Annotated in this window: 4 protein-coding genes; all 4 read left to right on the top strand. The window is 41.3% G+C overall.

The window, feature by feature from the left end; all coding sequences use genetic code 11:
- Positions 1–285 precede the first annotated feature (285 nt).
- The 4 genes from Q8907_11475 (at position 286) to Q8907_11460 (ending at position 5700) form a co-directional block, all read left to right on the top strand.
- On the top strand, positions 286–591 hold the full coding sequence (locus Q8907_11475; protein ID MDP4274887.1) for a winged helix-turn-helix domain-containing protein: 306 nt from the start codon (positions 286–288) through the stop codon (positions 589–591).
- A 6-nt stretch (positions 592–597) separates the two neighbouring features.
- Positions 598–3819: a type I restriction endonuclease subunit R gene (locus tag Q8907_11470; GenBank protein MDP4274886.1), complete on the top strand. Its 3222-nt coding sequence runs from the start codon at positions 598–600 to the stop codon at positions 3817–3819.
- On the top strand, positions 3819–4514 hold the full coding sequence (locus tag Q8907_11465) for a SprT family zinc-dependent metalloprotease (protein ID MDP4274885.1): 696 nt from the start codon (positions 3819–3821) through the stop codon (positions 4512–4514). Before Q8907_11470 ends, Q8907_11465 begins: the two co-directional genes overlap by 1 nt.
- A gap of 139 nt (positions 4515–4653) precedes the next feature.
- Entirely contained in the window at positions 4654–5700 is a 1047-nt protein-coding gene (locus tag Q8907_11460) for an XRE family transcriptional regulator (GenBank protein ID MDP4274884.1), read from the top strand.
- Positions 5701–5952 lie beyond the last annotated feature (252 nt).

The raw sequence follows: 5952 nt of genomic DNA, 5'->3' as shown, positions 1-5952 counted from the left end.
TGATTTTCCTAAATATTTAGTTGGAAAGACAAAAAAATTAGAAGGTGAAGTGAAAGCTATAATAAATGGGAAACTATCAAAAAAAATAACAAAAAAATCATTAGAATCACTGGATGCCTGGGATGAAGTCAAAGGATGGTTTGAAAAGATGAAAGAACTCTATCAAGGATAAAATTTATATGAAAACCATCTCTTTCAAAGAAAACTACATAAATAAAATCCCTGCCTGCATTACAAATGGGCTATATCTAGTCCACACCCGATGAGGCACAGGAATTGCTCGGAATGGATAACGATGAAAATAAAAATTTAGGTTATGATACTATCCGTAAATGTTTGGACGGTGGTCAAATAGGTGGTCAAATAGGTGGTCAAATGCCTAAAACCCGGATTGAGATCTTAAATCAAATTATGAATAACCCATCCATTACAAGAAAAGAATTGAAATCAGTTGTAGGTATTGCAGAATCAGCTATTCAAAAACACATCAAAATTTTAATTAAGGATGGCTATATAAAACGGGAAGGAAAAACCCAGGGAAGTTATTTCTTAATAAGTAAAGATATTAAAAACAGGTTGTCTAATAATTGAGTTTCTATGCAAACCATTTCTTTCAAAGAAGACCACATCTCCCAAATCCCTGCCCTGCAACTCTTGCAGAAGCTGGGCTATACCTACCTCACACCCGAGGAGGCATTGGAACTGCGCGGGGGAAAGACTACGAATGTGCTTCTGGAGCCTGTCCTGCGCAGGCAATTGCAGGAGATAAATTCCGAAGTGCAGGTTAGCGGGACTAAAACAACTTTTTTCTCCGCCCAGAATATTGAAAACGGCCTGGTGGCTATGCGCAACATTGCCATGGATGCCGGGTATATTTCAGCCAGCGAAACGGTTTATAACCTCCTGACTTATGGAAAAACGCTGGAGCAAAGTGTGGATGGCGATAAGAAAAGCTACAACCTGCAATATGTCGACTGGAAGCAGCCCGAAAGGAACGTTTTTCATGTTACCGAGGAGTTTGCTGTCTGCCGCGCCGGAACAACCGATACTTTCCGCCCGGATATTGTTTTGTTTGTCAATGGCATTCCCCTGGTGGTCATTGAGTGCAAACGGCCCGATGTCAAGGATTCGCTGGAACAAGCCATCTCACAGCATTTGCGTAATCAAAAGGAAGACGGCATCCGCAGCCTGTACCAGTATTCCGCTTTGTTGCTGGGCATGGCAACTTCTTCCGCTTCGTATGGAACGACCGGTACGCCCGAAAAGTTCTGGTCCAAATGGAGGGAACAATTTTCAACAAGGGAAGAAGAGGAAAAGCACCAGTCGGAGTTATTCCAACTGGTAAACCAGCCGCTGAAAGAAGAACAGCGGGAAAAGCTCTTTGCATCCCGCTACCGGTATGTTGAAAAATACTTTAAAGAATTAGAACAAGCAACCGTTGCACCAACCCTGCAGGATGAATATCTATACTGTTTGTGCCGTCCACGGCGGCTGCTGGAAATTATTTTCAACTTTACCCTTTATGATAACGGGGTGAAGAAAGTAGCCCGTTACCAGCAGTTTTTTGCCGTGAAAAAAACGATGGAAAGGCTCAGTGTAATGGAAAACGGCAAACGTAAGGGCGGGGTGATCTGGCATACCCAGGGCAGCGGGAAATCGCTGACTATGGTGATGCTGGCACAGGCCATCGTCCTGGACAAGACCATACCAAATCCAAAGATTGTCCTGGTCACCGACCGGACCGATCTGGACCGGCAGATAACCGGCACTTTTAAAAAATGCGGTACTTATGTACTGAATGCTAAAACCGGCGCCCATTTGGTGGAATTGTTGGAAAGCACCTCGGATGCTGTGGTCACTACCATCATCAATAAATTTGAAACGGCAGTCCATCGAATCAAAAAGCCTTTGGCCAGTCCCAACATATTTATCCTGATTGATGAGGCGCACCGCAGCCAATATGGAGAAATGGCCATAAAGATGGAGCAGACCCTGCCCAATGCCTGTTGTATCGCCATGACCGGCACTCCGTTGATGAAAAAGGAAAAGAGCACGGCCCTGAAGTTTGGCGGGATGATAAGGCCGGTTTATACGGTGGATCAGGCTGTGAAAGATGGGGCTGTGGTTCCCTTGCTCTATGAAGGGCGCATCGTGCCTCAGACGGTTCACGAAAATGTAATTGACAACTATTTCAACAACATTTGTGAGCCGTTGACGGATTATCAACGGGCCGACCTGAAAAGGAAGTTTAGCCGTGCCGGGCAGTTGAATATGGCCGAACAAAGGCTTTATGCCATTGCCTGGGACATCTCCCGGCATTTTAGGGATAACTGGCAGGGGACGAAATTCAAAGGGCAACTGGTTTGCCCGAAGAAGCGCGTGGCTATAAAATATAAGGAGTTTTTAGACCAAATCGGCATGGTCTCTACGGAGGTGCTGATCACTTCACCCGATGACCGGGAAGGAGAAGATACAGCCTATGGTGACACGGGCAATATGGAAAAGGCTTTTTGGAAAAAGATGATGGATGAACATGGTACCCCAAAAAAGTATGAAACCAATCTGATCAACCGTTTCAAGAATGACCAGTCGCCCGAAATAATTATTGTGGTGGACAAGTTGCTGACCGGCTTTGATGAACCGAAAAATACAGTGATGTATTTGGACCGTAACCTGACCGACCATACTTTACTGCAAGCTGTGGCCCGCGTGAACAGGGTTTGCGACGATAAGGAGTTTGGATACATCATCGACTATTACGGCGTGCTGGGCAAATTGAATGACGCCCTGGAACTTTATGCCGATTACGATCTGGAAGAAGCGGCCGATATTCATCATACCCTGATAGACATTAAAGAAGAGATGGCCAGATTGCCCCAACTTTATTCGGATTTGTGGAATATATTCAAAGGGGTTTCCAATAAACGGGATTTGGAAGCGTATAGTCAACTCTTACGCAACGAAGATATACGGCAGGAATTTTACGAGAAGCTTGCTGCTTACGCTCATTGCCTGAAAATAGCCCTTTCGTCTATAGATTTTTATAAAGAAACAGAGGCTAAGGCTGTTCAAAGGTACAAAGACGATTTAACCTTGTTCCTTAAATTAAGAAACGCTGTTCAGGAACGTTACTCCGATGCCATAGATTACAAACAATATGAAGGCCAGATTCAGAAACTGATTGACACTCACATTGAAAGTGGTGAAGTGAAAACAATTACCCGCTTGGTCAACATTTTTGATAAAGAGAAGTTTGATGAGGAAGTAGAGAAGATCGTGGGCAAAGCCGCCAAAGCGGACACCATTGCTTCGAGAACCGCCAAATATATCAATGAAAATATGGAAACCGATCCCGCATTTTATAAAAAATTTTCAGAAATGTTGAAAGAGACCATTGCTGATTATGAACAGGGGCGCATTGACGAGGCTGAATATCTGGAGCGGGTCATGAAACATAAGGCAGATGTATTGGCTCATACGGATCATGAGATCCCTCAGGAACTTGCTGAAAATAATGCAGGGAAGGCATTTTTCGGTTTGGGCATGGAGGTGTATAAATCCATTCATTCGGAAGAACACAATTCTTTCAGTTGTAAACAGGTAGCTTTGGAAACATCCCTGGCTTTTGATTCCATCATCAAAGATAAAATCATCGTGGATTGGCAAACGAATTCCACATTAATCGGAAAGATGAAAATAGAGATGGAAGATTTTCTTATTGATGATATTAAACGCAAGTATGATATTCCTTTAACTTTTGATGACATGGATAGTATCATTGACCGTTGTGTGGATGTAGCCAAATTGTGGTATAAGTAATGGAGCATATAGTGAATTTTGGATCTTCCAGGATAATATTCAGTATTCAATATTCAAACCGGAAGACATTGACCATAGTTGTGTTGCCTGCGGGAAGCGTATTGGTGAAGGCTCCTGAGGAGACATCCCTCGAAGCCATTAAAGAAAAAGTGCATAAACGGGCTTCCTGGATTCTTAAGCAGCAGCTTTATTTCAGGTCATTCGGTGAAAGGACACCGGAACGGAAGTTTGTCAGCGGCGAGTCTCATTTGTACTTAGGACGCCAGTATCTTTTACGCGTAAAGCAAGGGAAACCGGAAAGTATAAAATATAAAGGGCGTTATTTCGAGATCGTTTGTTCGCACAAATCGAAAGCTAAAGATTTAATGAATGAATGGTACCGTATTCATGCCAAAATGAAATTTGTGGAGATTGCCGAACCCATTATTCAACGTTTTAAGCGATATGATGTAGAGCCAACGGATATTTATATCCAGGAGATGAACAATCGTTGGGGAAGTTGCACAAATAGCGGGAAAATGATTCTTAATACCGTGCTTATCAAAGCTCCCCGTCCCTGCATTGAATATGTAATTACCCACGAGCTTTGCCATCTCGTATACAGAAATCACACCAAGGCATTCTATCATTTATTATCTGCAGAGATGCCTGATTGGGAGAAGTGGAAAAACAAGTTGGAAAAAATATTGATGTAAAATCAGCGAGGGATGATAAATTCATTTCCTGTTTTCAACAAATTGCAAAAAAAATTTAAGGGATCAATTAAAAAACATTTGCTTGTTGGTTTATAAATTCGTATATTTTTGTATATTTGTAAACCATACTTTAAATAATATGAAGGAGATATTTAGCAAACGACTTAAAAGTGCCAGAATTCTGGCAGCCCTATCTCAAGACGAATTGGTTGAGAAAATGGGGAATATTGTCTCTAAAAATGCTATCTCTAAGTACGAAAAGGGAGAAATGATGGCCGATGGTTCTATACTGTTGGCATTGGCTAAAGCTTTAAATGTTAAACCCGACTATTTTTTCCGCCCATTTACTATTGAAATTGAAAAGGTGGAATTTCGCAAAAAGCAAAATCTATATGTTAAACATGTTAATTCTATAAAGCAAACCGTAACCGATATTCTGGAACGTTACCTGGAAGTGGAACAATTTCTTAATATAGAATCTTCTTTTACCAATCCAATTGCCGGAATTAAAATAACTTCGTTAACCGATGTTGAAAATGCAGCCACAAAAGTTCGCTATGCTTGGAATTTAGGCTTAAAAGCTTTGCCAAATGTAATTGACCTGCTCGAAGGCAAGGAAATTAAAGTAATCGAGATAGACGCTCCCAACGAGTTTGATGGTTTATCGGGCTGGGCCGATGGTCGCATCCCGATTATTGTTATCAATAAAAATTACAACGTGGAACGAAAGCGTTTAACCGCCTTGCATGAATTAGGACATTTAATAATGGCTCTCAGTGGAGATATTACCGATAAAGACAAAGAAAAGCTCTGTTTTCAGTTTGCCGGAGCTGTGCTGTTACCTGAAACTACTTTTAAAACCGAGATAGGCGAAAGCCGTTCGCATATTTCAATTTCCGAATTAATTGCCATCAAAGAAACCTACGGTATTTCCATTCAGGCAATCATGGCAAGGGCTAAAGATTTAGAAATTATAAACAAATTTCAGTTTGTTAATTTCCGTAAATGGATTAGCCGCAACCGCACTGAAGAAGGGTTGGGCGAATACCGGGGGCAGGAACAGGTTTTTCGTTTCAAGCAGTTAATTTACAGGGCTGCTGCCGAAGAAGTAATATCTCTTAGCAAAGCAGCTAATTTGTCTAACCAGAAATTGGCAGAATTTCGCAAAGAGTTTATAGCCCTGTGAGGATAATTGTAAACGATGCAAATATTTTAATCGACTTAGTGGAGTTAAAAATTCTGCCTCACTTCTTCCTGTTGAACTATGATTTTCATACTACTGAAATGATTATTAATGAATTGTTTACTGAACAGAAAGAGGCTTTGGTTCCATATATTGAAACAGGTCGACTTATTATTGACAAAATTTCAGTGGATGACTTAATTGCAATTATTAATATCCGTCTTACAAAACCCAACTTATCAGAACAAGATTGTT

This window comes from Bacteroidota bacterium (assembly GCA_030706565.1).
Classification (GTDB): Bacteria; Bacteroidota; Bacteroidia; order Bacteroidales; family JAUZOH01; genus JAUZOH01.
This window is presented reverse-complemented; position numbering and strand designations above follow the sequence as displayed.